The 23,606-nt window shown below is 72.2% G+C and carries 24 protein-coding genes and 1 pseudogene; 10 read left to right on the forward strand and 15 right to left on the reverse strand.

Annotated elements, in window-relative coordinates; translation table 11 throughout:
- Positions 1–39: 39 nt before the first annotated feature.
- The 3 genes and pseudogenes from ABZ928_RS11365 to ABZ928_RS11375 form a co-directional block, all read right to left on the reverse strand.
- Positions 40–576, reverse strand: a complete 537-nt coding sequence (locus ABZ928_RS11365) for a bacterial proteasome activator family protein (protein WP_361517056.1) — start codon at positions 574–576, stop codon at positions 40–42.
- Between the two features lie 115 nt (positions 577–691).
- Positions 692–958 carry a hypothetical protein gene (locus ABZ928_RS11370; RefSeq protein ID WP_361517058.1) on the reverse strand — a complete coding sequence of 89 codons (267 nt, stop codon included), beginning with the start codon at positions 956–958 and terminating at the stop codon, positions 692–694.
- A 215-nt stretch (positions 959–1,173) separates the two neighbouring features.
- Positions 1,174–1,371: pseudogene (locus ABZ928_RS11375) on the reverse strand (PadR family transcriptional regulator); the annotation flags it as partial.
- 33 nt (positions 1,372–1,404) lie between these two features.
- Here ABZ928_RS11375 and ABZ928_RS11380 point away from each other — a divergent pair.
- Complete coding sequence (locus ABZ928_RS11380; protein ID WP_361517060.1) at positions 1,405–2,175, forward strand: hypothetical protein; 771 nt, start codon at positions 1,405–1,407, stop codon at positions 2,173–2,175.
- Between the two features lie 42 nt (positions 2,176–2,217).
- On the opposite strand, the gene ABZ928_RS11385 is transcribed toward ABZ928_RS11380, so the two are convergent.
- Positions 2,218–3,198, reverse strand: coding sequence for an NAD(P)H-quinone oxidoreductase (locus tag ABZ928_RS11385; RefSeq protein WP_361517061.1), 981 nt, complete (start codon positions 3,196–3,198; stop codon positions 2,218–2,220).
- A 230-nt stretch (positions 3,199–3,428) separates the two neighbouring features.
- On the opposite strand from ABZ928_RS11385, the gene ABZ928_RS11390 reads away from it, so the two are divergent.
- Both ABZ928_RS11390 and ABZ928_RS11395 read left to right on the forward strand, forming a co-directional pair.
- Positions 3,429–4,454 (forward strand): ATP-binding cassette domain-containing protein, encoded by a 1,026-nt coding sequence (locus tag ABZ928_RS11390; RefSeq protein ID WP_361517063.1) that lies wholly within the window; start codon positions 3,429–3,431, stop codon positions 4,452–4,454.
- On the forward strand, positions 4,451–5,299 hold the full coding sequence (locus ABZ928_RS11395) for an ABC transporter permease (RefSeq protein WP_361517064.1): 849 nt from the start codon (positions 4,451–4,453) through the stop codon (positions 5,297–5,299). The genes ABZ928_RS11390 and ABZ928_RS11395 overlap by 4 nt, the downstream gene beginning before the upstream one ends.
- Positions 5,300–5,302: 3 nt before the next feature.
- On the opposite strand, the gene ABZ928_RS11400 is transcribed toward ABZ928_RS11395, so the two are convergent.
- From ABZ928_RS11400 to pdhA, 6 genes are all read right to left on the reverse strand, one after another.
- Entirely contained in the window at positions 5,303–6,400 is a 1,098-nt protein-coding gene (locus tag ABZ928_RS11400) for a potassium channel family protein (protein ID WP_361517065.1), read from the reverse strand.
- Complete coding sequence (locus ABZ928_RS11405; RefSeq protein ID WP_361517066.1) at positions 6,397–7,767, reverse strand: molybdopterin molybdotransferase MoeA; 1,371 nt, start codon at positions 7,765–7,767, stop codon at positions 6,397–6,399. The genes ABZ928_RS11400 and ABZ928_RS11405 overlap by 4 nt, the downstream gene beginning before the upstream one ends.
- On the reverse strand, positions 7,764–8,672 hold the full coding sequence (locus tag ABZ928_RS11410) for an NTP transferase domain-containing protein (protein ID WP_361517067.1): 909 nt from the start codon (positions 8,670–8,672) through the stop codon (positions 7,764–7,766). Before ABZ928_RS11410 ends, ABZ928_RS11405 begins: the two co-directional genes overlap by 4 nt.
- Positions 8,673–8,750: 78 nt before the next feature.
- Positions 8,751–10,088, reverse strand: coding sequence for a dihydrolipoamide acetyltransferase family protein (locus tag ABZ928_RS11415; RefSeq protein WP_361517069.1), 1,338 nt, complete (start codon positions 10,086–10,088; stop codon positions 8,751–8,753).
- Positions 10,088–11,092, reverse strand: a complete 1,005-nt coding sequence (locus tag ABZ928_RS11420) for an alpha-ketoacid dehydrogenase subunit beta (protein ID WP_361517071.1) — start codon at positions 11,090–11,092, stop codon at positions 10,088–10,090. The genes ABZ928_RS11415 and ABZ928_RS11420 overlap by 1 nt, the downstream gene beginning before the upstream one ends.
- Positions 11,089–12,234, reverse strand: coding sequence for a pyruvate dehydrogenase (acetyl-transferring) E1 component subunit alpha (pdhA, locus tag ABZ928_RS11425; protein WP_361517073.1), 1,146 nt, complete (start codon positions 12,232–12,234; stop codon positions 11,089–11,091). Before pdhA ends, ABZ928_RS11420 begins: the two co-directional genes overlap by 4 nt.
- Before the next feature lie 190 nt (positions 12,235–12,424).
- On the opposite strand from pdhA, the gene ABZ928_RS11430 reads away from it, so the two are divergent.
- On the forward strand, positions 12,425–12,910 hold the full coding sequence (locus ABZ928_RS11430; RefSeq protein ID WP_361517648.1) for an Lrp/AsnC family transcriptional regulator: 486 nt from the start codon (positions 12,425–12,427) through the stop codon (positions 12,908–12,910).
- 1 nt (position 12,911) lies between these two features.
- Here ABZ928_RS11430 and ABZ928_RS11435 read toward each other — a convergent pair whose 3' ends face one another.
- Both ABZ928_RS11435 and ABZ928_RS11440 read right to left on the reverse strand, forming a co-directional pair.
- Complete coding sequence (locus tag ABZ928_RS11435) at positions 12,912–13,502, reverse strand: TetR/AcrR family transcriptional regulator (RefSeq protein WP_361517075.1); 591 nt, start codon at positions 13,500–13,502, stop codon at positions 12,912–12,914.
- Positions 13,499–15,016, reverse strand: a complete 1,518-nt coding sequence (locus ABZ928_RS11440) for a 3-hydroxyacyl-CoA dehydrogenase (protein WP_361517076.1) — start codon at positions 15,014–15,016, stop codon at positions 13,499–13,501. The genes ABZ928_RS11435 and ABZ928_RS11440 overlap by 4 nt, the downstream gene beginning before the upstream one ends.
- A 172-nt stretch (positions 15,017–15,188) precedes the next feature.
- Between ABZ928_RS11440 and paaN the strand changes: the two genes are divergently transcribed.
- Positions 15,189–16,898 (forward strand): phenylacetic acid degradation protein PaaN, encoded by a 1,710-nt coding sequence (gene paaN, locus ABZ928_RS11445; RefSeq protein WP_361517078.1) that lies wholly within the window; start codon positions 15,189–15,191, stop codon positions 16,896–16,898.
- Here paaN and ABZ928_RS11450 read toward each other — a convergent pair.
- The 3 genes from ABZ928_RS11450 to ABZ928_RS11460 are packed head-to-tail and all read right to left on the reverse strand — an operon-like array spanning position 16,895 to position 19,664.
- Positions 16,895–17,635 (reverse strand): TrmH family RNA methyltransferase, encoded by a 741-nt coding sequence (locus ABZ928_RS11450; protein WP_361517080.1) that lies wholly within the window; start codon positions 17,633–17,635, stop codon positions 16,895–16,897. The genes paaN and ABZ928_RS11450 overlap by 4 nt on opposite strands.
- A complete protein-coding gene (locus tag ABZ928_RS11455) occupies positions 17,632–18,849 on the reverse strand; it encodes an HTTM domain-containing protein (protein ID WP_361517082.1) in 1,218 nt (405 codons plus the stop codon). Before ABZ928_RS11455 ends, ABZ928_RS11450 begins: the two co-directional genes overlap by 4 nt.
- Positions 18,846–19,664 carry a DUF5819 family protein gene (locus ABZ928_RS11460; RefSeq protein WP_361517084.1) on the reverse strand — a complete coding sequence of 273 codons (819 nt, stop codon included), beginning with the start codon at positions 19,662–19,664 and terminating at the stop codon, positions 18,846–18,848. Before ABZ928_RS11460 ends, ABZ928_RS11455 begins: the two co-directional genes overlap by 4 nt.
- 278 nt (positions 19,665–19,942) lie before the next feature.
- Here ABZ928_RS11460 and paaA point away from each other — a divergent pair, with 278 nt between their 5' ends.
- The 5 genes from paaA to paaE are packed head-to-tail and all read left to right on the forward strand — an operon-like array spanning position 19,943 to position 23,571.
- Entirely contained in the window at positions 19,943–20,962 is a 1,020-nt protein-coding gene (gene paaA, locus ABZ928_RS11465) for a 1,2-phenylacetyl-CoA epoxidase subunit PaaA (protein ID WP_361517085.1), read from the forward strand.
- The gene (gene paaB / locus ABZ928_RS11470) at positions 20,959–21,246 is read left to right on the forward strand and encodes a 1,2-phenylacetyl-CoA epoxidase subunit PaaB (RefSeq protein ID WP_103554257.1); all 288 of its coding nucleotides are present in this window, start codon (positions 20,959–20,961) and stop codon (positions 21,244–21,246) included. Before paaA ends, paaB begins: the two co-directional genes overlap by 4 nt.
- Positions 21,243–21,977 carry a 1,2-phenylacetyl-CoA epoxidase subunit PaaC gene (gene paaC / locus ABZ928_RS11475; protein WP_361517087.1) on the forward strand — a complete coding sequence of 245 codons (735 nt, stop codon included), beginning with the start codon at positions 21,243–21,245 and terminating at the stop codon, positions 21,975–21,977. The genes paaB and paaC overlap by 4 nt, the downstream gene beginning before the upstream one ends.
- Complete coding sequence (gene paaD / locus ABZ928_RS11480; RefSeq protein ID WP_361517088.1) at positions 21,971–22,510, forward strand: 1,2-phenylacetyl-CoA epoxidase subunit PaaD; 540 nt, start codon at positions 21,971–21,973, stop codon at positions 22,508–22,510. The genes paaC and paaD overlap by 7 nt, the downstream gene beginning before the upstream one ends.
- The gene (paaE, locus tag ABZ928_RS11485; RefSeq protein WP_361517090.1) at positions 22,510–23,571 is read left to right on the forward strand and encodes a 1,2-phenylacetyl-CoA epoxidase subunit PaaE; all 1,062 of its coding nucleotides are present in this window, start codon (positions 22,510–22,512) and stop codon (positions 23,569–23,571) included. Before paaD ends, paaE begins: the two co-directional genes overlap by 1 nt.
- The last annotated feature ends 35 nt before the right edge of the window (positions 23,572–23,606 follow it).

The following is a 23,606-nucleotide window of genomic DNA, read 5'->3' on the forward strand; positions in this document are numbered from 1 at the left end:
GACGCCGGCCCCTTCTCGACATCTGTCCGGGCGTACGTCCTAGAGGTACGGCCCGCCCGAGCGGCCGCCCGGGTGCCCGTCCTCGCCGTCGTGGCCCACACCCGGCGGCAGCGCCCGGCGCATCTGCTCCAACTGCGCCCGCGCGGCCATCTGCTGGGCGAACAGGGTGGTCTGGATCCCGTGGAAGAGACCCTCCAGCCAGCCGACCAACTGGGCCTGAGCGATCCGCAGTTCGGCGTCGCTCGGGGTCGCGCCGTCCGTGAACGGCAGCGACAGCCGCTCCAGCTCCTCGACAAGTTCCGGGGCCAGACCGTCCTCCAGCTCCTTCACCGAGCTGCGGTGGATCTCCTTGAGCCGCACCCGGCTGGCCTCGTCGAGGGGAGCCGCGCGCACTTCCTCCAGAAGCTGCTTGATCATGCTGCCGATCCGCATGACCTTGGCGGGCTGCTCCACCATCTCCGTCACCGGAATCTCGCGGGAGTCCTCGTCCCCGGTGCCGCCGAGCGCCATACCGTCCTGACCCACGACCAGGATCTGGGGCTGCTCGGGCGACCGTTCGTTCCTCGGCATCTCCATGCCGCCATTCTCTCGCACCACTACACCTCACCACTGAGGTGCCCCCGGTGGAGGGTGATCCACCGTTTACGGTGCGGAAGTTTCCGTCGGAGGGAGAGGTGGTGAGCTGGGAGTGTCAGTCACCGGCTTCACGGGACTGGGTGAACCTCAGCGCCTCCGTGTGGCAGAGGAGCTGCTCCAGCACCAGGAGCCGGGCGACGTCGTCCGGATGCTCGGGCGCCCGCGCCAGGGCCTCGGCCCGCTGCCGCAGATGCGTGTGCAGGGCGCGCGAGACATGCCGCCGCTGGGCCTCGACGACCTGCCGTACGTCGACGCCGGCACCCCCCACCGCCATCACCAGCTTGATCGCCAGCTCGTCCCGCGGCGGCGTCTCCCGCTCCACGGGCCGCGCGAACCAGGGCCTGTCCGGCGGATCAGGCCGGCTGTAAGGAGCGGTGCCTGCCAGGCTGACCCGAGCGGGGGCGATGGGGGCCCCTCCCGCTCGAGCGAAGTCGAGAGTGGGGGAGCGTGCAGCTGCAAGGCGGAGGAGGGCGGCGACGCGGTGGGGGCCCCTCAGACCCCGCGACGCCGGCATGATCCGCCGGACAGGGCCTAGCCCCGCAGCTCGGCCCGGCCCGCCTCCGTCAGCCCGTACAGCGCCCGCCCCGCCTCGTCCACGCCCTCCTGCGCGACCATCCCGTCGGTACGCAGCCGTGAGCCATAGCGGGGGCCGCGTTCGAGGAGCGCCAGCAGGCCGTGTCGTATCGACATACCCGGATTGTGCGTCCGCCCCGGTACTTCGGCGGCACCCGGAATGCCGGAATCCCCGAGCGGTGTGACGCTGGTTCCGTGACGCGATGGCTGCGCACAGTGCGCGCTACTGGACTGGTGATCGCCCTGGGAGTGGGGGCGGTGGCAGCGCCGTGCGGGGTGGGGGCGGCGGAGGGTGTGGCCAGAGCACAAGGCACCGCACAGGGCAGCAGGCACACGCCCGGCAGAGCGGCCACCCCCGGAGCAGCCACACCCGGAACGCCGGACGCCGCGACCGAGCCGAAGGCGCCGGCCGGAGCACCCACGCCCGCGGCACGAGACACCCATCCCGCACGGGAGACGCGCGGCACGGAGCCCGCACCCGGAGCGCGAGAGACCGAGGCCGCGCGAGGCGCGCACGGCCCGCTGACAGCACCGCGGCCCAAACCGTCCGCGTCCGCGCCGCCGGCCCCCGAGCCTTCCCGCGCCGGGAGCCGGGCGGGCGAGGGGCGGGAACGGCCAGGACGGCAGGAGGCGGCGAGGCCCGACGGGGCGACGGACCAGGAAGCCGCCGAGGAGAAGCCGGACACGGAGGCCGGGGGCAAGACGGCCCCCGATCACGCCTCCGACGCCGACGCCCCCACCAACGGCGCCGCCACCCCCGTATCGAAACCGTCGCGCGAAGCCACCCCGCCGACGACATCGACAACGACCCTCGCCCCGCCACCTCAGCCCGCCCAGCAGTCCGTCGCGCACGCGGAACGCGCCGTGGAGCCCGTCCTGCGGATCCTGCCGCTCGGCAGCGGTCTGGTCCTGATCGGGCTCGGCCTGGGACTCGCCCTGCTAGGGGTACGGCTCCGCCGAGGCTGAACGCCGACGCGGAGGCGACCCCCGCCGCAAGCCCTCCCCGCCCTACTCCACGACCAGCAGCACCTTCCCCACATGCCCGCTCTCCTCCAGCACCCGATGCGCCGCCGCCGCGTCGCTCATCGGAAGCTCACGGTCCACCACGGGACGGACATGCCCCCCGTCCAGCAACGGCCAGACATGCTCACGCACCGCCGCCACGATCGCCGTCTTCTCGGCGAGCGGCCGGGCCCGCAGCGAGGTCGCGCTGATCGCGGCGCGCTTGTTGAGGAGCGCGGCGATGTTGAGCTCGCCCTTGATGCCGCCCTGCATGCCGATGATCGCGAGGCGGCCGTTCACCGCGAGGGCCTGGACGTTGCGGTCGAGATACTTGGCGCCCATGTTGTCGAGGATGACGTCGGCTCCCGCCCCGCCCGTAGCGGCCTGCACCTCGGCCACGAAGTCCTGCTCGCGGTAGTTGATCAGCACGTCCGCGCCCAGGTCGGCGCAGTGCGCGAGCTTCTCCTTCGTACCCGCCGTGACCGCGACCTTCGCGCCGACGGCCTTCGCGAGCTGGATCGCCATCGTGCCGATGCCGCTGGAGCCGCCGTGCACGAGCAGCGTCTCGCCGGGACGCAGGTGGGAGATCATGAAGACGTTCGACCAGACCGTGCAGGTCACCTCGGGCAGCGCGGCGGCCCGCCGGAGATCCACACCCTTGGGAACGGGCAGCAGCTGCCCCGCCGGAACGACGACCTTCTCCGCGTACCCGCCGCCCGCGAGCAGCGCACACACTTCGTCGCCGACGCCCCAGCCGGAAACCCCTGGCCCGAGCTCGACGATCCGCCCGGAGCACTCGAGTCCGGGGTAGGGGGAGGCGCCGGGCGGCGGATTGTAGAAACCCTGGCGCTGCAGGATGTCGGCCCGGTTGACGGCACTGGCCACCACTTCGACCAGCACTTCGCCCTCACCGGGCACAGGCTCAGGGACCTCGCTCCAGACCAACGCCTCAGGCCCACCGGGTTCAGGAATCGCGATCGCATGCATGCCCTTGACGCTACAGCTGGGGGCTCCTGCATCTGCCCTAGGGGCGCGGGGAACTGCGCGCGCAACCCCCACGCACCCGCAGCCGCCCGACAACCCGGCCAGGCACCCCCGGACGGCGCCGGCCCCCAAAATTCCCCGCGCGAAACCGATGAGTTCGCGCGACCGTAAAAGTCTCCCCATGCGTAGCCCAAGCAAGCGCCGGCGCCCCGCACGCGGAAGGAAACCCCACCATGAGCCAGCACACCTCCGGCCTGGCCATCGAGACCGCAGGACTGGTGAAGACCTTCGGCGAGACAAGGGCCGTCGACGGAGTCGACCTGGCCGTCCCGGCCGGCACGGTCTACGGCGTCCTCGGCCCGAACGGCGCCGGCAAGACGACCACTGTGAAGATGCTCGCCACCCTGCTCCGCCCCGACGGCGGAGAAGCCCACGTCTTCGGCCACGACGTCGTCCGCGAGGCCGACGAGGTGCGCGGCCGGGTGAGCCTCACCGGCCAGTACGCCTCCGTCGACGAGGACCTGACCGGCGCCGAGAACCTGATCCTGCTCGCCCGGCTCCTCGGCCACCACAAGAAGGCCGCGCGGGTACGTGCCGCCCAGCTCCTGGAGGCCTTCGGGCTGACGGACGCGGCCGGAAAGCAGGTCAAGCACTACTCGGGCGGCATGCGGCGCCGTATCGACATCGCCGCGTCCATCCTGAACACCCCCGACCTGCTGTTCCTGGACGAGCCGACGACCGGCCTGGACCCACGCAGCCGCAACCAGGTGTGGGACATCGTGCGCGCGGTCGTCGCCCAGGGCACGACCGTGCTGCTGACCACGCAGTATCTGGACGAGGCGGACCAGCTGGCGTCCCGGATCGCCGTCATCGACCGCGGCAAGGTGATCGCGGAGGGCACGAAGGGCGAGCTGAAGGCGTCCGTGGGCGCCGGGTCCGTTCATCTGCGGCTGCGGGATCCAGCGCGGCGGCCGGAGGCGGAGCACCTCTTGAGGCGCGCGCTCGACACCGACGTACAACGGGAACCGGATCCGGTGGCGCTGACCGCGCGGCTGTCCGGGGCGAGCGGGGATTCCGCCGCCGAGCAGGCGTCCCGCGCGCTCGCCGAGCTGGCCCGTACCGGCATCACCGTCGACAACTTCTCGCTGGGGCAGCCCAGCCTGGACGAGGTGTTCCTCGCCCTCACCGGACACGACACCCACGAGACCGGCCACGACACGCAGGGGACCGGCCACGAGACCGAGGAGGCGGCGGCATGAGCACCGCGACCACCACCGAGACCAAGGAACTCGCGCCGGTCAGTGCCGAGTCGCTGGCCGCTCTGCTCGTGGCCGGGGAGCGGCCGGCGCGGCCCAGCGCGCTGTCCGCCTCGCTCACCTTCGGCTGGCGGGCGATCCTCAAGATCAAGCATGTGCCCGAGCAGCTCTTCGACGTGACCGCGTTCCCGATCATGATGGTGCTGATGTACACGTACCTGTTCGGGGGCGCCCTGGCCGGGTCCCCGAAGGAGTACATCCAGTTCCTGCTGCCGGGCATCCTGGTGATGTCGGTCGTGATGATCACGATGTACACCGGTGTCTCGGTCAACACCGACATCGAGAAGGGCGTCTTCGACCGCTTCCGCTCGCTGCCCATCTGGCGTCCGTCGACGATGGTCGGCTATCTGCTGGGCGACGCCCTGCGCTACACGATCGCGTCCGTGGTGATGCTCGTCGTCGGCATGGTCATCGGCTACCGCCCGGACGGCGGCGTCGGCGGCGTCCTCGCGGGGATCGCCCTGCTGGTCGTGTTCTCGTTCGCGTTCTCGTGGATCTGGACGATGTTCGGGCTGCTGCTGCGCACCGAGAAGTCGGTGATGGGCGTCAGCATGATGGTGATCTTCCCGCTGACCTTCCTGTCCAACGTCTTCGTCGACCCGAGGACCATGCCGGGCTGGCTCCAGGCCTTCGTCAACAACAGCCCGATCACCCATCTGTCCTCGGCCGTACGGGGCCTGATGGCGGGCGACTGGCCCGCCGACGAGGTCGCCTGGTCGCTGGGGTGGGCAGGCTTGTTCGTCGCGGTCTTCGGCCCGGTCACCATGCGGCTGTACAACAGGAAATGACGGTCAGTCCTCGGGAATCGGACGGGCGTCGGGCGCGACCTGCGTGCCCGGCGTCACCCGCACGATCGTGATCAGCCGGTCCGTCAACTCGAGCGTCCCGACGGCCGGATCGTCGTATCCGAGCACCCGATGCCCGCGTACGACGCTCACCACCAGGTCCTCCGTCTCCCGCGGTTTCTTTCCCACCTCGGCCTTTATGACCGGCCGTTCGATGATGTCGAGCCCGCTGCCCTGCTGGATGAGGTCCTCCATCACCATGCCGGCGGCGGGGCTCAGCACGGAAAGCCCGAGCAGCCGCCCGGCGGCACTGGCGCTGGTGATGACGGCATCCGCACCGGACTGCTTCAGCAGCGGCGCGTTCTCCTCCTCGCGCACCGCAGCCACGATCTTGGCGGCCTTGTTGAGCTGCCGGGCGGTGAGCGTCACCAGGACGGCCGTGTCGTCCCGCTGCGTGGCGATGATGATCTTCCGCGCCTTGTGGACCTCGGCCCGCTTCAGCACCTCGCTGCGTGTCGCGTCCCCGACGATCCCCGCATAGCCCTCGGCTGTGGCCGCGTCGATCACCTTGGCGCTGGGGTCGACCACGATGACCTGCTCCTTCTTCAGTCCCGTGGCACAGACGGTCTGGATCGCCGACCGCCCCTTGGTGCCGAACCCGACGACGACGGTGTGCTCTCGCAAGGTGGACCTCCAGCGGTTGATCCGCCATTCCTCCCGCGTGCGTTCGGTGAGGACTTCGAGCGTGGTGCCGACCAGGATGATCAGGAACAGCACGCGCAGGGGCGTGATGACGAGGATGTTGGTGAGCCGGGCGCCGTCGCTGACGGGGGTGATGTCGCCGTAGCCGGTGGTGGAGAGGGTGACGGTCGCGTAGTAGGCCGCGTCGAGGAAGTCCACGGAGCCGTCGGAGTTGTCGTTGTAGCCGCTGCTGTCGGCGTAGACGAGGAAGGTGGTGGCCGCGAGCACCAGCAGCGCCATGGCGAGCCGCTTGGCGACCTGCCGGAACGGGTTCTCCACCGCCTTCTTCGGGAGTTTCACTCGATGGGTCACGAGATGTTCGTCCGCCTGGCGGGCGATCGCGTCATGGCCCGGAAGTTTCACGTGAAACACACCTCGATCCCGGCGGACGCCCAGGGCAGATCAAGCAGTTCGAGCACCTGACCGGGCCGGGCACCACCAGGCGGTACGACGGCCAGCGCATCCGCCGCCGCGATGCCCCGCAGCATGGCCGGACCGTTGTAGTGCAGTGGTACGGCACTGTCGCCGCGCAGGGCGACGGGGATGAGCCGGGTGTCGTACGGGTGCCCGTGCGCCTCTTCCCGCAGCGGCACCCCGTACGGCTCCGGGGCCGGGTGCGCGGCGAGGGTCCGCAGCAGCGGCTCGGCGAGCGTGAGCAGGCCGGAGACGGCGGCGAGGGGGTTGCCGGGCAGTCCGACGAGGTGCTGGTTCTCCTTGGTGCGGGCCAGCAGCATGGGGTGGCCGGGGCGGACCTTGACACCGTTGACGAGGAGTTCGGCGCCGATCCGCTTCAGGGTGGGGTGGACGTGGTCGACGGGGCCGGAGGCGGTGCCGCCGGTGGTGACGATCAGGTCGGCGTCGGAGCTGGTGATCGCCTTGTACAGGGCGCTCGCGTCGTCCCCGAGCCGGCGTACGGCGATGACCTCGGCGCCGAGTGCGCGCAGCCACGGCGGGAGCATCGGGCCGAGGGCGTCCCGGATCAGGCCGTCGTGCGGGCGTCCTTCGGTGAGCAACTCGTCGCCGAGGACGAGGACTTCGGCGCGGGGGCGGGGGACCGCGCTGAGGGTGTCGTATCCGGCGGCGGCGGCGAGTCCGAGGACGGCCGGGGTCACGAAGGTGCCGACGGGCAGGAGTTGATCGCCGTTACGGCACTCCTGGCCCCGGGGGCGGATGTCCTGACCGTGTGCCAGGTCCCGGACGGCGTGCAGTCGGCCCTGGGCGTCGGTACGGCCGTGCTCGCTGCGCAGGACGGCGGTGGTGTCCGGGGGGATCCGTGCGCCGGTGGCGATCCGGACGGCCTCCCCGTCGGTGAGCGGCTGCGGCTCCGCATGCCCGGCGAGGACGCCCTCGTCCCGTACGTCCCAGGGGCCCGGTCCGGCGACCGCCCAGCCGTCCATCGCGGAGGTGTCGAAGGAGGGCAGGTCGGTGAGGGCGGTGAGGGGGGCGGCCAGGGTGAGGCCGAGAGCGGCGCCGAGGGGGACGGAGACGGGGGCGCGGCGGGCGGCCCGGGTCGCGGTGCGCGCGGCGCGGGCGGCGATGGCGCGGGCCTCGGGCCAGGCGGTGGCCTTGTGGTGGGCGTCCGGCTTGGTGGCGCCGGTGGGTGAGGAGGCGGGCGGGGACGCGGGCGTCCCGTCGGCGGGGGTACGGCCGTTGTCGTTCACGAGGGCGAGCACCTCCTCGACGTCCAGGTCCTCGGCGGCCTCGGCGTCCGCGCCGGTCCGGGCGGTCATCCGGCGTCCGTGCCGGGCTGGGGATCAGCGGCGGGGGCGGGCTGGGCGTCGGAGGTGTCCTCCTCGGACCAGCCGAGGGCGAGGGCGGCGGCCTTCTGGGCGAGCTCGGCGACCTTCTCCGGGCCTCCCCCGGCCTGTGCGGCGGCGTAGCCGACGAGGAAGGTGGTCAGCGGCGCACCCGGCCTGGCCACGTTGTGGGCGGCGTCGCGCGCGAGATCGAGCAGGACGCCGGTGTCGACGTCGAGCTCGATGCCCAGCTCGTCCTTGACTGCGGAAATCCATTCATCCAACACGTGACCATGCTCCCTGATGCGTGCCCTGGCGGTGGCGATGTCGTCCCAGGTGTCGCAGTCGAAGGACGCGACGGGGTCGGGGACGCGGGTGAGGTGGAGTGCGCCGGTCAGCCGCCGCAGCGGGAGCCCGGTGAGGCCGTCGCCCGCGGCGGAGCCGCTGATCGATGCCGCTTTCGCGAGCGCCGTCAGCTCGCGGTGCAGCGCGGCCGTACGGTACGCGGCGACCAGCGGCTGGTCGCGGCCGTCGGCGTCGGTGAGCAGGGCGCCGTCGGCGTCGCTCTCCCGCAGGGCCGTCAGCAGCTGCCGGACGGTGTCGGGCGCGAGGAACGGCAGGTCGGCGGAGAGGACGACGACGTCCGGTGCCGTGGTGTGGTGCAGCCCGGCGCCGAGCGCGGCGAGCGGGCCCCCGCCGGGCGGGTCCTCGCGGGCCCAGGTCACGGGCCGGGAGGTGGGCCGGGGGTCGGCGACCACCACGGTCGTGCGCGCGTCGGCGCAGGCGGCCAGCACCCGGTCGAGCAGCGCCCGGCCGCCCACCCGTACGGCGGGCTTGTCCGCGCCGCCGAGCCGCCGGGCGGCACCTCCGGCGAGCACGACGACGTCGTATGCGGTCACCCCCCGAGTATGCGTGCCCTGGCGATCACAGGGAACGCGGGGGAGACCGCGCAATCAGAGCATGCGCGGGCTGTTGGATCAGAGGGTGCGCAGCAGCACCGCCGGTTGTTCGACGCAGTCCGCCACGTACCGCAGGAAGCCGCCCGCGGTGCCGCCGTCGCAGACGCGGTGGTCGAAGGTGAGCGACAGCTGGACGACCTGCCGCACGGCCAGTTCTCCCTCGTGCACCCATGGCTTGGGGACGATGCGGCCGACGCCGAGCATGGCGGCCTCGGGGTGGTTGATGATCGGCGTGGAGCCGTCGACGCCGAAGACGCCGTAGTTGTTCAGTGTGAAGGTGCCGCCGGTGAGGTCCGCGGGCGTCAGCCTCCCGTCCCGGGCCGCCTCGGTCAGTCGCGTGAACTCCGCGCTCAGCGCCTCGGCGTCGCGCGCGTGGGCGTCCCGGACGACGGGCACGACGAGCCCGCGCCCGGTCTGCGCGGCGAACCCGAGGTGCACCTGGTCGAGCTGGACGACCTCCCTGGCCTCCATGTCGACGGTGGAGTTGAGCTCGGGGTACCGGGCGAGGGCGGCGGTGCAGATCCGGGCGAGGAGCGCGAGCAGGGAGATCTTCGGCCCGCCCGCCGCGTTCATCGCCGTACGCGCGCGCATCAGCTCCGTGGCGTCGGCGTCCACCCAGCAGGTCGCGTCGGGGATCTCGCGCCGGCTGCGGGAGAGCTTGTCGGCGACGGCGCCGCGGATGCCCTTGAGGGGGGTGCGGAGGCCTCCGGCGGTGCGGGCGGGGGCGAGCGTCGCGTCCGGTATGGCGGCCGGCACGGGTGCGGGGCGGGCCTGTGCCTCCGCGGCTCGCAGCGCGTACTCGACGTCCGCCCGCAGGATGAGCCCCTCAGGCCCGGAGCCGGTCAGCTCCCGCAGGTCGAGGCCGTTCTGGCGGGCGAGGCGGCGCACCAGCGGGGAGATCACCGGAACCGGGCCCTCCACCACTTCGGGCACCACCGGCCGGCCGTTCGCCGCCGCTGCCGCCCGCTGTTCGGGCCGCACCCTGCGCCGTCGCGCCGGTGCCTCCGAAGTGCCGTATCCCACGAGGACGTTGCCCGAGCCCTCGCTCTTCTGACCGGAGGTACCGGAGCCCGGTTCCGGCAGGGCCTCCGCCGCGCCGGTGGCGACCGGTGCCCCGACCGCCACCGTCAGCAGCGGCGCCCCCACGGGAAGTTCCGTGCCCTCCTCGCCGAACCGCGCGGTGACCACGCCGCCATAGGGGCACGGCACGTCGACCAGTGCCTTGGCGGTCTCGACCTCGACCACCGGCTGGTCGACGGCGACGACGTCGCCGACCTGCACCAGCCAGCGCACGATCTCCGCCTCGGTGAGCCCCTCCCCGAGGTCGGGGAGCCTGAACTCCAGGACCTGTGCCATCAGTTCTCGGCCTCCCACTGCAGGCGCCCCACGGCGTCCAGGATCCGGTCCACGCCGGGCAGGTGGTGACGCTCCAGCATCGGCGGCGGGTAGGGGATGTCGAACCCGGCCACGCGCAGCACCGGCGCCTCCAGGTGATGGAAGCAGCGCTCCGTGACACGGGCCGCGATCTCCCCGCCCGGGCCGCCGAACCCGCCCGACTCGTGTACGACGACCGCGCGTCCGGTCCGCCGTACCGACGCGCAGACCGTCTCGTCGTCGAACGGCACCAGCGAGCGCAGGTCGACGACTTCGAGGTCCCACCCCTCGGCCCGAGCCGCCTCGGCGGCTTCGAGGCAGACGGGTACGGACGGCCCGTACGTGATGAGCGTGGCGCTCCGGCCCGAGCGCCGCACCATCGCGCGGCCTATCGGTTCAACGTCCGTCGGATGCTCGGGGTTCCAGGTGTCCTTCGACCAGTACAGGCGCTTGGGTTCGAGGAAGACGACCGGGTCGTCGGAGGCGATCGCGGCGCGCAGCAGGCCGTAGGCGTCGGCGACGGTGGCGGGCGTGACGACGTGCAGGCCCGGGGTCGCCATGTAGTAGGCCTCGGAGGAGTCGCTGTGGTGCTCGACGCCGCCGATGCCGCCGCCGTAGGGGACGCGGACGGTGATGGGCAGCGGCATCGCGCCGCGCGTGCGGTTGCGCATGCGGGCGACGTGGGAGATCAGCTGCTCGAAGGCGGGGTAGGCGAACGCGTCGAACTGCATCTCCACGACCGGCCGAAGGCCGTACATCGCCATGCCCACCGCGGTGCCGAGGATGCCGGCCTCGGCGAGGGGGGTGTCGGTGCAGCGGTCCTCGCCGAACTCCTTGGCGAGGCCGTCGGTGACGCGGAAGACCCCGCCGAGGGTGCCGACGTCCTCGCCCATGACGTGCACGGTCGGGTCGGCGGCCATCGCGTCGCGCATCGCGCGCGTGAGGGCCTGCGCCATGGTGGCGGGTTTGAGGGCGACGGTGGTCATCGGTGCGTGCCCCCCTGGTCGAGGTGTTCCGCCGCCAGCTCGGCCCGCAACTGTGCCCGTTGCTCGCGCAGTTGGGGGGTGGGCTCGGCGTAGACGTGGGCGAAGAGGTCCATCGGGTCGAGCGCCGGGTCCTGGTTCATGCGCTCGCGCAGGTCGGCGGCCATGGTCTCGGCGGCGTCGCGCGCGGCCTGTATGCCGTCGTCGTCGATGAGTCCGCGCGCGGTCAGTTCGTGTTCCAGGAGGGCGATCGGGTCGTGCCGGCGCCAGGTCTCGACCTCGGCGTCGCCCCGGTAGCGGGTCGCGTCGTCGGCGTTGGTGTGGGCCTCGACGCGGTAGGTGATGGCTTCGACGAGGGTGGGACCGCCGCCCGCGCGCGCGTGCCGTACGGCATCGGCGAGGACCTCGTGCACGGCGGCCGCGTCGTTGCCGTCGACCAGCCGGCCGGGCATGCCGTAGCCGACGGCCTTGTGGGCCAGCGACGGGGCCGCGGTCTGCTTGGCGAGCGGGACGGAGATCGCGAAGCCGTTGTTCTGGACGAGGAAGACGACCGGCGCCTGCCAGACCGCGGCGAAGTTCAGTGCCTCGTGGAAGTCGCCCTCGCTGGAGCCGCCGTCGCCGACCATGGCGAGCGCGACCACGTCGTCGCCCTTGAGGCGGGCGGCGTGGGCGAGGCCGACGGCGTGCGGGAGCTGGGTGGCGAGGGGGGTGCACAGGGGGGCGATCCGGTGTTCGCGCGGGTCGTAGCCGGTGTGCCAGTCGCCGCGCAGCAGGGTCAGCGCGTGGACGGGGTCGAGGCCGCGGGCGACGGCGGCGAGGGTGTCGCGGTAGCTGGGGAAGAGCCAGTCGCACTCTTCGAGGACCAGCGCGGCGGCGACCTCGCAGGCCTCCTGGCCGGTGCTGGAGGGGTAGACGGCGAGGCGGCCCTGCTTGGTGAGGGCGGTGGCCTGGACGTTGTAGCGACGGCCGCGCACCAGTTCGGCGTACAGGCGGCGCAGCAGGCCGGGGTCGGCCTGCGCGGCCGCGTCCGTGCCGAGGACGCGGTACGGCTCGGCGTCGGGCAGCAGCGGCGCGGGGTCCGTGCGGGGCTGCCAGGCGGGCGGCGGCGATGGCCGGTACGCGCCCCGCTGCTCCATGACCGTCATGACGGCACCTCCTCGTGGGAGCGGCTTCAGACGCGTCACGGGTTGTGATGCGCCTCACCTACCGATTGTTCGGTCGTCGGCACATTTTGGCTACAGGCACCCTCAGGCTGTGGACAAACGGTTCTGCACAGCCTGCAATGAACGCAGTACGTCCATGGTAGGGAGGCGGGGGGACATGGCACCTGAACAAATGGCCGAAAGCCCGGAGGGCGGCCGCCCGCTGCCGCCCGCCCGTCCCCTCGACTCCATCGACGAGGACATCCTGAAGATGCTCCAGGCGGACGGCCGCGCGTCGATAAGGTCCGTCGCCGAACGCGTGCACGTCTCCCGCGCCAACGCCTACGCGCGTATCAACCGCCTCGTCGAGGACGGCGTCATCCGCGGCTTCGGCGCCCGCGTCGACCACGAACGCGCCGGTCAGGGCACCTCCGCGTACATCACCCTGAAGATCGTCCAGAACACCTGGCGCACGGTCCGGGAACAGCTCATCCAACTCCCCGGCGCCTCCCACATCGCCCTGGTCGGCGGCGACTTCGACGTCCTGCTCCTCGTCCACACCCCCGACAACAGGGCCCTGCGCGAACTGGTCCTCACCCGCCTCCAGGCGATCCCGGAGGTGCTCAGCACGCGCACGCTGCTGGTGTTCGAGGAGGAGGACCTGGAGCCGCAGGGCTGAGTCAGCCGGCGTTCCTGAGTCCCCCGAACACCAGCTGCACCACCGCGTCCGCCACTTCCCGCTCGCTCATCCCGCGCCCGTCCGGCCGGTACCACTCCACGATGGAGTTGATCATCCCGAAGACCAGCCGGGTCGCAAGCCGTACCTCGACATCGCCGCGCACGTCCCCCTCCGCGGCCGCCGCCTTGAGCAGTTCGGCGACCCGGTGGTCGAAGTCGCGGCGCCGTTCCAGGGCCCAGCGCTCGGTGCCGGTGTTGCCGCGGACGCGCAGCAGCAGGGTGACGTACGGCAGTTCGGTGATGAGTACCTCGACCATGCGGCGCACGACGTACTCCAGGCGCTCGGCCGCGCCGCCCACGCGCGCGTGCTCCTCGTCGAGGATGCCGAAGAGGCCGTCGAGGGCGCGGCTGACGGCTCTGCGCAGCAGTTCCTCCTTGCCCGCCACGTGGTGGTAGATCGAGGACTTGGAGATACCGGCCGCCTTGGAGAGGTGCTCCATGGACGTGCCGTCGTAGCCGCGCTCGTTGAAGACCTGGACGGCGACGGACAGCAGCGTCTCCGGCGTGTACGTGTCGCGCTTGGCGGTGGTCATGAGGTGCTGCCCTCCCGCTTGTCGGTGGCGTACGCGTGGCGGTACAGCGCGAGGGAGGGCGCGTAGCGGCCGCTCGGGTCGCGCAGATGCAGGTCGTCCAGGAGGGCGTACGCCCAGTTGCGGCCGAGCCTGCGGCTCCATTCGAAGGGGCCCAGCGGATAGTTGACCCCGAGCCGCATCGCCGTGTCGATGTCCTCCTCCGTGGCCACGCCCTTGGCGACCGCGTCGTGCGCGAGGTCGACGATCCGGGCGACCGTACGAGCGACGATCATGCCGGGAACGTCACCGATCACGCTGACGTCCTTGCCGAGCGCCTGGAAGAGGCCGATGGCCTCGGCGAGGGTCTGCGGCGCGGTGTCCTGGGAGGCCGACAGGGCGATACGCGTGGCGCGGCGGTAGTCGAGCGCGAGGTCGAAATACACCACGTCCCGGAACTCCACCGACGTCTGGCCGTCGGCGAGCGCCAGCTGGCCCCCGCTCGGCAGCACCAGCCGCGTCCCGTGGTCCTCCTCGTCCTCGCGCACCGGGATGCCCCTCTCGCGGATCAGCGCGAGCAGTTCGGACGCGGGGCCCAGGTCGCCCTCGGCGACGACGTACGCGGGCGCCTGGGCCGGTTCCGCGGTGTGCGGCTCGGCGGGCTCGGCACCGGCGCCGTACTCGTACCAGCCCTGCCCGCTCTTGCGGCCCAGCCGGCCCGACTCGACCAGGCGGCGCTGGGCGAGCGAGGGCGTGAAGCGGACGTCGTGGAAGAAGGACTGCCAGACCGAGTGGGTGACGGACTCGTTGACGTCCTGGCCGATGAGGTCGGTGAGTTCGAAGGCGCCCATCCTGAAGCCGCCCGACTCGCGCAGCACCGCGTCGATGGTGGCGGGGTCGGCGCCCTGCGCCTCGTACACCGCGAAGGCCTCGGCGTAGTACGGCCGGGCGATGCGGTTGACGATGAAGCCGGGGGTGTCGGCGCAGGCGACCGGCGTCTTGCCCCAGGCGCGTGCCGTCTCGTACGCGCGCGTGGCCGAGGTGACGTCGGTGGCGAACCCGGAGACGACCTCGACGAGCGGCAGCAGCGGCGCGGGGTTGAAGAAGTGCAGGCCCACGAGCCGGCCCGGGTTGCGCAGGGCGCCGCCGATGGCCGTCACCGACAGGGAGGAGGTGTTGGTGGCGAGCAGACAGTCCTCGCCGACGACGTCCTCCAGCTCCCGGAACAGCCCCTGCTTGACGTCCAGGCGCTCCAGGACGGCCTCCACGACCAGGGCGCAGTCCGCGAGGTCGGCGACGCTCCCGGCGGCCGTCAGACGCGCGCGTGCCGCGTCCCGGTCGGCCGCGGTGAGACGGTCCTTCTCGACGAGCCGGTCGAGCCGGGCGCCGATCGCGTCGGCCGCCTCCTGGGCGCGCCCGGGGGCAGTGTCGTACAGCCGTACGGGATGGCCGGCGACCAGCGCGACCTGGGCGATGCCCTGGCCCATGGTGCCGGTGCCGACGACGGCCACGGGGCTGCTGAGGTCGAGTGCTGTCATGTGCGCGATCCTCCCGCACGGGGTTTTCCACAGATGCGGCGGACCCCCTTGTCCCGACCGATCGTTCGGTTACTCTAACTCTGACTGGCCGTTCCCGCCCATGGTTCCGACCATGGTGGTGCCCAGGTCATGAGCTCGACGAAGAGTTCTCAAGACGAGGAGTTGGTCCCGCATGGCCGCCGCCGAACTGACCGCCCACGAGCTGATCGCCAAGCACCGGCCCACCCTCGACCAGGCGCTGGAGGCGATCCGCACCCGCGCGTACTGGTCGCCGCACCCCGAACATCCCAAGGCCTACGGCGAGAACGGCAGCCTGGACGCGGCGGCGGGCAAGGCCGCCTTCGACGCCCTCCTGGGCACCCGCCTCGACCTCGGCCAGCCCGGTACCGACGGCTGGGTAGGCGGCGAGGTGTCGCCGTACGGCATCGAGCTGGGCGTCGAGTACCCGCACGCGGACGTGGACGTGCTGCTGCCCGCCATGAAGGCCGGTCAGAAGGCCTGGCGGGACGCGGGCGCGGAGATCCGCGCGGTGGTCTGTGTGGAGATCCTCAAGCGGATCAGCGACCGGACGCACGAGTTCGCGCACGCGGTCATGCACACCTCGGGCCAGGCCTTCATGATGGCGTTCCAGGCGGGCGGCCCGCACGCCCAGGACCGCGGTCTGGAAGCGGTGGCGTACGCGTACGTGGAGCAGGTCCGCACCCCCGACACCGCTGAGTGGACCAAGCCGCAGGGCAAGCGCGACCCGCTGGCGCTCACCAAGCAGTTCACGGCCGTCCCTCGCGGGACCGGCCTGGTCATCGGCTGCAACACCTTCCCGACCTGGAACGGCTACCCGGGCCTGTTCGCGTCCCTGGCCACCGGCAACGCGGTCCTGGTCAAGCCCCACCCGCGCGCGGTGCTGCCGCTCGCGCTCACCGTCCAGGTCGCGCGCGAGGTGCTGAGCGAGGCCGGGTTCGACCCGAACCTCGTCGCGCTGGCCGCGGAGCGCCCCGGCGAGGGCATCGCGAAGACCCTGGCGACGCGCCCGGAGATCCGCATCATCGACTACACCGGCTCGACGGCGTTCGGCGACTGGCTGGAGGCCAACGCCCGCCAGGCGCAGGTCTACACGGAGAAGGCCGGCGTCAACACCGTGCTGGTCGACTCGACGTCGAACTACAAGGGCATGCTCTCCAACCTGGCCTTCTCGCTGTCCCTGTACAGCGGCCAGATGTGCACCACCCCGCAGAACCTCCTCATCCCCCGCGACGGCATCCGCACCGAGGAGGGCCCGCGCACCTACGACGAGGTCGTCGCCGATCTCGCCCGCGCGGTGGACGGCCTGCTCGGCGACGACGCCCGCGCGAACGCGCTCCTCGGCGCGATCGTCAACCCGGACGTCAAGGCCCGCCTGGAGGCCGCGGCGGGGCTCGGCGAAGTCGCCCTCGCCTCCCGCGAGATCGCCAACCCGGACTTCCCGGACGCGGTCGTGCGCACGCCGGTCATCGTCAAGCTCGACGGTGCGCGGAAATATTGGGAGGGGGCGGACGACGAGGCCGCCTACATGAGCGAGTGCTTCGGGCCCGTCTCCTTCGCCGTCGCGGTCGACTCCTCGGCCGACGCCGTGGAGCTGCTGCGGCGCACGATCCGCGAGAAGGGCGCGATGACGGTCGGCGCGTACACGACCGACGACGAGGTCGAGCAGGCCGTCCAGGAGGTCTGCCTGGAGGAGGCCGCGCAGTTGTCGCTGAACCTCACGGGCGGGGTGTACGTCAACCAGACGGCCGCGTTCTCCGACTTCCACGGGTCCGGAGGCAACCCGGCGGCGAACGCCGCCCTGACGGACGGCGCGTTCGTGGCCAACCGGTTCCGGGTGGTCGAGGTGCGCCGGGAGGCCTAGAAGCCGGCCGCGCTCCAGTGGTACAGCGTCATTCCCACGCTCGTCGCCAAGTTGTAGCTGGAGACCTGCGGACGCATCGGCAGGCGCAGCAGATGGTCGGTACGCGCGCGTAGGCCGGCCGACAGGCCGCTGCGTTCCGAGCCGAAGGCGAGGACGGCGTCGTCCGGGAGCTTCACGCCCCGGATGTCGTCGCCCTCGGCGTCGAAGGCGAACACCGGGCCCGGGGGCAGCTCGTCGACGGACAGACGCTCCACCGCGGTCGCGAAGTGCAGTCCGGCCCCGCCGCGCACCACCGTCGGATGCCATGGATCGAGCGTCCCCGTCGTGACGACGCCCGTCGCTCCGAAGCCCGCCGCCAGCCGGATCACGGCACCGGCGTTGCCGAGGTTGCGCGGCTGGTCGAGGACCACCACCGGGGCGGTGCGCGGCACCCGGGCCAGCCGCTCCAGATTGGCCGCGCGGGACGGTCGTACCGCCAGGGCGGCCACCGCCGTCGGATGCGGGCGCGGCACCAGCGAGGCGTAGACCGGCTCCGGGATCTCCGTCAGCAGCGCGTCCAGGGACGGTCGTACGTCGGGGGCGAGTTCGTCCGCGAGGGCGAGCGCGGCCCCCCGATCGGTGGTGACCGCGACCGTGACCTCGGCGCCGAAGCGCACCGCGTGCTTGAGGGCGTGGAAGCCGTCGAGCAGGACGGCGGAGCCGGCGAGCCGGTGCCAGCGGGCGGCGGGGTCGGTCATGCCGTGAAGCCTACGTGCGTCTCCTCGGCGCTCTCGGGCGTACGAGGCGGCGGCACCGGCGTACGGCCGCCCCGTGCCGCCAGGACGCGGGCACGCGCGCGTGCCGCCCAGTCGCCGATCCGGCGCAGGAACGGCGTCGGCAGGAAGACCGCGTCGGCGGCGATCATCGCCAGCGAGAAGAACGGCAGCCCGAGGACGACCGCGATCACCGCGTGCTCGGTCATCATGGCCGCCAGCAGGACGTTCTTGACCCGCCGGTTGAACAGGGTGAACGGGAAGGCGACCTGGACCAGGACGGTCCCGTACGTCACGAGCAGCACCATCACCGCGCTGGACGACAGGGCGTCGGCGAGCGCGGGCCAGGGCGAGAAGTAGTCCAGGTGCAGCGGGTAGTAGACGGCGGTGCCGTCCTGCCAGCGCGAGCCCTGGATCTTGTACCAGCCGGCCGTGGCGTAGATCAGACAGGCCTCGGCCATGATCACGAGCAGGGCGCCGTTGTGCACGAGGTTGGTGATCACGTCGAGCAGGATCCGCGGCTGCGCGCTCCGCGCGAACCGCCCGACCGCCCACCGCACACCGAGCCCCAGCCACACCGCCCACAGCAGCGCCGGAACGAACAGGTCGCCCTCCAGCAGCCGGCCCCCCGCCGTCACCGCGACCAGCGTCGCCCCGAGCACCACCCACAGGGCCGGACCGGTCCGGTCCGCGACCCGCTCCCCACGCGCGCGTGCCGCGCTCTCGCGCCGCGCCCTGCGCGCGTCCAGGGACCAGACCTGGCCGCAGCGGGTGAAGACGAGGTAGACGCACATCAGGTGCAGGACGTTGTCGCCGCCGTCGCCCATGAAGATGGACCGGTTCTGCAACGACAGCACGCCGACCATGAACAGCACCGACAGAGTGCGGGTGCGCCAGCCCAGCAGCAGCAGGACCGCGGACAGCACGGCGAGACCGTAGACGATCTCGAACCAGAGGCCGCTGTCCGACCACATCAGCGCCGTGAAGGCGCCGTTGCCGGCGATCAGCTGCTCGGCGAGGTCCCAGCTCCACGGGCCGTCGGGGCCGTACAGCTCCTGGCGGTGCGGGAGCTCGCGCAGCAGGAACAGCAGCCAGGTCGCGCTGAAGCCGATCCGGACGACCGCGCTCTGGTAGGGGCCCAGCGCCGAATCGGTGATCCGGGCGATGGCGCTGGACAGGCACAGGGCGAAGCGGTTCACCGGTCACCTCCGGGCAGGTCGGCCGGTGTGACCGACCACCAGGGCAGTTCGCGGTGGACCGGTTTGTCGGAGACCTGCTCCTGGCTCCACTTCGGCGGGCGCACATTGGTGGTACGCGAACGGACCTGCACGCGTTCGACGCTGCCGCCGGGACCCGGCCCGGCCGCGTCGTCCCGGTCCAGGCGCATCACCACGATGCGGCGCAGATACGTCTCCGACAGGGCGCCGCGCAGGCCGACCGGACGGTTGTCGGTGCCGTGCGTGGCGACGAAGAAGTCCCACGCCCGGCGCAGCTCGTTCTGCTGCGTGTGGCTCGGCAGCAGATTGCCGTCGATGGCCCGGCCGTCCTCCGCGGACAGGTCGTACCAGCCGGTGGTCCGCACCGTCCCGTCCGCGTCCAGGACCTGCGCCCGGACCTGGATCGCGATGTTCTGCTGGAGCGGGTTCGGCGCGAACAGCTTCCAGTTCTGCTCGAACTCCGGGTAGATCCAGTCGTCGATCGCCGCGCCGTGCTGCTTGGTCACCGCGTTCGCCGGCGCCACGTGCAGAAACGTCATCCCCAGGTGCACACAGACCGTGACCGCCACGATCGCCAGCGCCAGCGCGGCCCCGATCTGGTACCGCAGCGAGAGCGCGGCGACACCGGTACGGGGCTCGGCGAGCGGGTCGAGAGGCGGGGGCGGATCACCGTACGGCGGGAGCGGGGGAGTCGACGAGGGCGGCAGGGCAGCCCGCGGCTCGGCGCCCCCTTCCGGCTCCCGCGGCCCGTCGTCCGGCCCCTGCCGGGCGTCCGAGCCTGTGTCGTACGCGTCCATTGCGCCCCGTCTCCCGATGTCGGTCCCGTCCCGCCGCCGCCCGGCCGCGCCGCGCCGTACGCCCCTCGTACGCCGCTCCGCCGCGCTCGCACGGGAACGGTACTCAGGCCCGCCCGCCCGGCACACCCCTCGCCGGAAGACGCCCTCGCCCACAGGGGACCCCCGCAGGTTATCCACAGCGGTTGACACCTTACGGCGCCCGGCACACCATGGAATCGACGAACCGAACGATCGGTCGGGAGCCTGCCCCGGGCAGCGCACAGGGTCGAGGGGGCCACATGGCAACAGCAGCGCAGGCGTACGACAGGACGGACGCCGCCGGTCAAAGCGCCGGTCAGGACGCGTACGAGCGTGCCTTCGACGCCGCCGTGGCCGCCGACGAGCGCATCGAGCCGCGCGACTGGATGCCGGACGCCTACCGCGCCACGCTGGTCCGCCAGATCGCCCAGCACGCGCACTCCGAGATCATCGGCATGCAGCCGGAGGCGAACTGGATCACGCGCGCGCCCAGCCTGCGCCGCAAGGCCATCCTGATGGCCAAGGTCCAGGACGAGGCCGGCCACGGCCTGTACCTCTACAGCGCCGCCGAGACCCTCGGCACCGGCCGCGACGAACTCCTCGACAAGCTCCACTCCGGCCGCCAGAAGTACTCCTCGATCTTCAACTACCCCACGCTGACCTGGGCAGACGTCGGCGCCATCGGCTGGCTCGTGGACGGCGCCGCGATCACCAACCAGGTCCCCCTGTGCCGCTGCTCCTACGGCCCGTACGCGCGCGCGATGGTCCGCATCTGCAAGGAGGAGTCCTTCCACCAGCGCCAGGGGTACGAACTGCTGCTGGCCCTGAGCAACGGCACCCCCGAACAGCACGCGATGGCGCAGGACGCGGTGGACCGCTGGTGGTGGCCGTCCCTGATGATGTTCGGCCCGCCCGACGACGAGTCCGCGCACTCCGCGCAGTCGATGGCCTGGAAGATCAAGCGCCACTCCAACGACGAACTGCGCCAGCGCTTCGTCGACATCTGCGTCCCCCAGGCCGAGTCACTCGGCCTCACCCTCCCCGACCCGGACCTGAAGTGGAACGAGGAGCGGGGGCGGCACGACTTCGGCCCGATCGACTGGACCGAGTTCAAGAACATCCTCAAGGGCAACGGCCCCTGCAACGAACAGCGGATCACCCAGCGCAGGCGCGCCCACGAAGAGGGCGCCTGGGTCCGCGAGGCCGCCGCGGCCTACGCCGGCAAGCACAGCGGACAGCACAGGGCACAGCACACCGAGACGGGAGCCACGCGCGCATGACGAACACCGACTGGCCTCTGTGGGAGGTCTTCGTACGCTCCCGCCGCGGCCTCTCGCACACCCACGCCGGCAGCCTGCACGCGCCCGACGCGGAGCTCGCCCTGCGCAACGCCCGCGACCTGTACACCCGCCGCGGCGAGGGCGTCTCGATCTGGGTCGTACCGTCCGCCGCGATCACCGCGTCCTCTCCGGACGAGAAGGACCCCTTCTTCGAACCGTCCGCCGACAAGCCGTACCGCCACCCCACGTTCTACGAGATCCCGGAAGGGGTGAAGCACCTGTGACCGCCGACGTGACCCTCGACGCGACCACGCGCACCGCCGCCCTGGCCCTCGGCGACGACGCCCTGGTGCTCTCCCACCGCCTCGGCGAATGGGCCGGCCACGCGCCCGTGCTCGAAGAAGAGGTCGCCCTCGCCAACATCGCCCTCGACCTGCTCGGCCAGGCCCGCGTCCTGCTGTCGACGGCCGGCGACGAGGACGAACTGGCGTACCTGCGCGAGGAGCGCGCCTTCCGCAACCTCCAGCTGGTGGAGCAGCCGAACGGCGACTTCGCCCACACCATCGCCCGCCAGCTGTACTTCTCCACCTACCAGCACCTCCTGTATGCCGAACTGGCCGCCGGCGAGGGCCCCTTCGCCCCGCTCGCCGCGAAGGCCGTCAAGGAGGTCGCCTACCACCGCGACCACGCCGAACAGTGGACGCTGCGCCTAGGCGACGGCACCGACACCAGCCATGAACGCATGCGGCGGGCGTGCACGGCACTGTGGCGGTTCACCGGCGAGATGTTCCAGCCGGTGCCGGGCGTCGACGTCGACTGGACGGCCATGGAGGCGACTTGGCTGGCGTCCGTCACGGACGTCCTGGGCCGCGCCACCCTGACCGTCCCCGAGGGCCCCCGCACGGGCGCGTGGGCGGCCGGTGCGGGACGGCAGGGCCTGCACACCGAGTCCTTCGGGCGGATGCTCGCCGAGATGCAGCATCTGCACCGCAGCCACCCGGGGGCGTCATGGTGACCGTGACCCCGCTGGAGGCGGAACTCCTCGAAGTGGCCGGGTCGGTGCCCGACCCCGAGCTCCCCGTGCTCACCCTGCGCGAGCTGGGCGTCGTACGGGCGGTGCACGCCCACGGCGAGGACGCCGCCGAGGCCTCGGTCGAGGTCGAACTGACCCCGACCTACACCGGCTGCCCCGCCGTCGAGGCCATGTCCGTGGACATCGAGCGGGTGCTGCACGCCCACGGCGTCCGCGAGGTCACCGTCCGCACCGTGCTCGCGCCCGCCTGGTCGACGGACGACATCTCCGACGAAGGCCGCCGCAAACTGCGGGAGTTCGGCATCGCCCCGCCGCGCACCCGGCAGCCGGCCGCCGGACCGGTGCCCCTGTCCCTGGGCCCGACCAGGACGGCCGACGCCGCCGACCCCGTCCGGTGCCCGCACTGCGGATCCGCCGACACCGAACTGCTCAGCCGTTTCTCCTCCACGGCCTGCAAGGCGCTGCGCCGCTGCCTGGACTGCCGTGAACCGTTCGACCACTTCAAGGAGTTGTGATGGCCCGCTTCCACGCGCTCCCGGTGGCGGCGGTCGACCGGCTCACCGACGACTCGGTGGCCCTCACCTTCACCGTGCCCCCGGAACTCGCCGAGGAGTACCGGTACACCCCCGGCCAGCACCTCGCCCTGCGCCGCAGGATCGACGGCGAGGAGATCCGGCGCACGTACTCGATCTGCTCACCCGCCCCGGACAACGGTGACGCGCCTCGCCGACTGCGCGTCGGCGTACGCCTGGTCGACGGCGGCGCGTTCTCGACGTACGCGCTCAAGGAGATCGCCGTCGGCGACGAGCTGGAGGTGATGACCCCGGCCGGGCGCTTCACCCTCACGCCCGCGCCCGGCCGGTACGCGGCGATCGTCGGCGGCAGCGGCATCACCCCGGTGCTGTCGATCGTGTCGACGCTGCTGGCGCGCGAGCCGGAGGCCCGGTTCTGCCTGATACGCAGCGACCGTACGGCCGCCTCGACGATGTTCCTGGACGAGGTCGCCGACCTGAAGGACCGCTACCCCGAGCGGCTCCAGCTGGTCACCGTGCTCTCCCGCGAGGAGCAGCAGGCGGGGCTGCCGTCGGGGCGCCTGGACCGGGAGCGGCTGACGGGGCTGCTGCCCGCGCTGCTGCCGGTCGCGGAGGTGGCGGGCTGGTTCCTGTGCGGGCCGTTCGGTCTGGTGCAGGGCGCCGAACGCACCCTGCGCGAGCTCGGTGTCCCGCGCGCCCGCATCCACGAGGAGATCTTCCACGTCGACGAGTCGACGGCCTCGGCACCGCGCTCCCCCGCCCCCGCGCACAGCAAGGTCACGGCCCGCCTCGACGGCCGCGGCGGTACCTGGCCCGTCCAGGACGGCGAGTCCCTCCTCGACGCGGTCCTGCGCAACCGCCCCGACGCGCCCTACGCCTGCAAGGGCGGCGTGTGCGGCACCTGCCGCGCCTTCCTCGTCTCCGGGGAGGTCCGCATGGACCGCAACTTCGCGCTGGAGCCGGAGGAGACGGAGGCGGGGTACGTACTGGCGTGCCAGTCGCACCCGGCGACGGAGACGGTGGAACTGGACTTCGACAGGTAGCAGGCGAGGGGAGCGGGCGGCCGGACCCGGACGAG

This window comes from Streptomyces sp. NPDC046909, assembly GCF_040644695.1.
GTDB lineage: Bacteria > Actinomycetota > Actinomycetes > Streptomycetales > Streptomycetaceae > Streptomyces.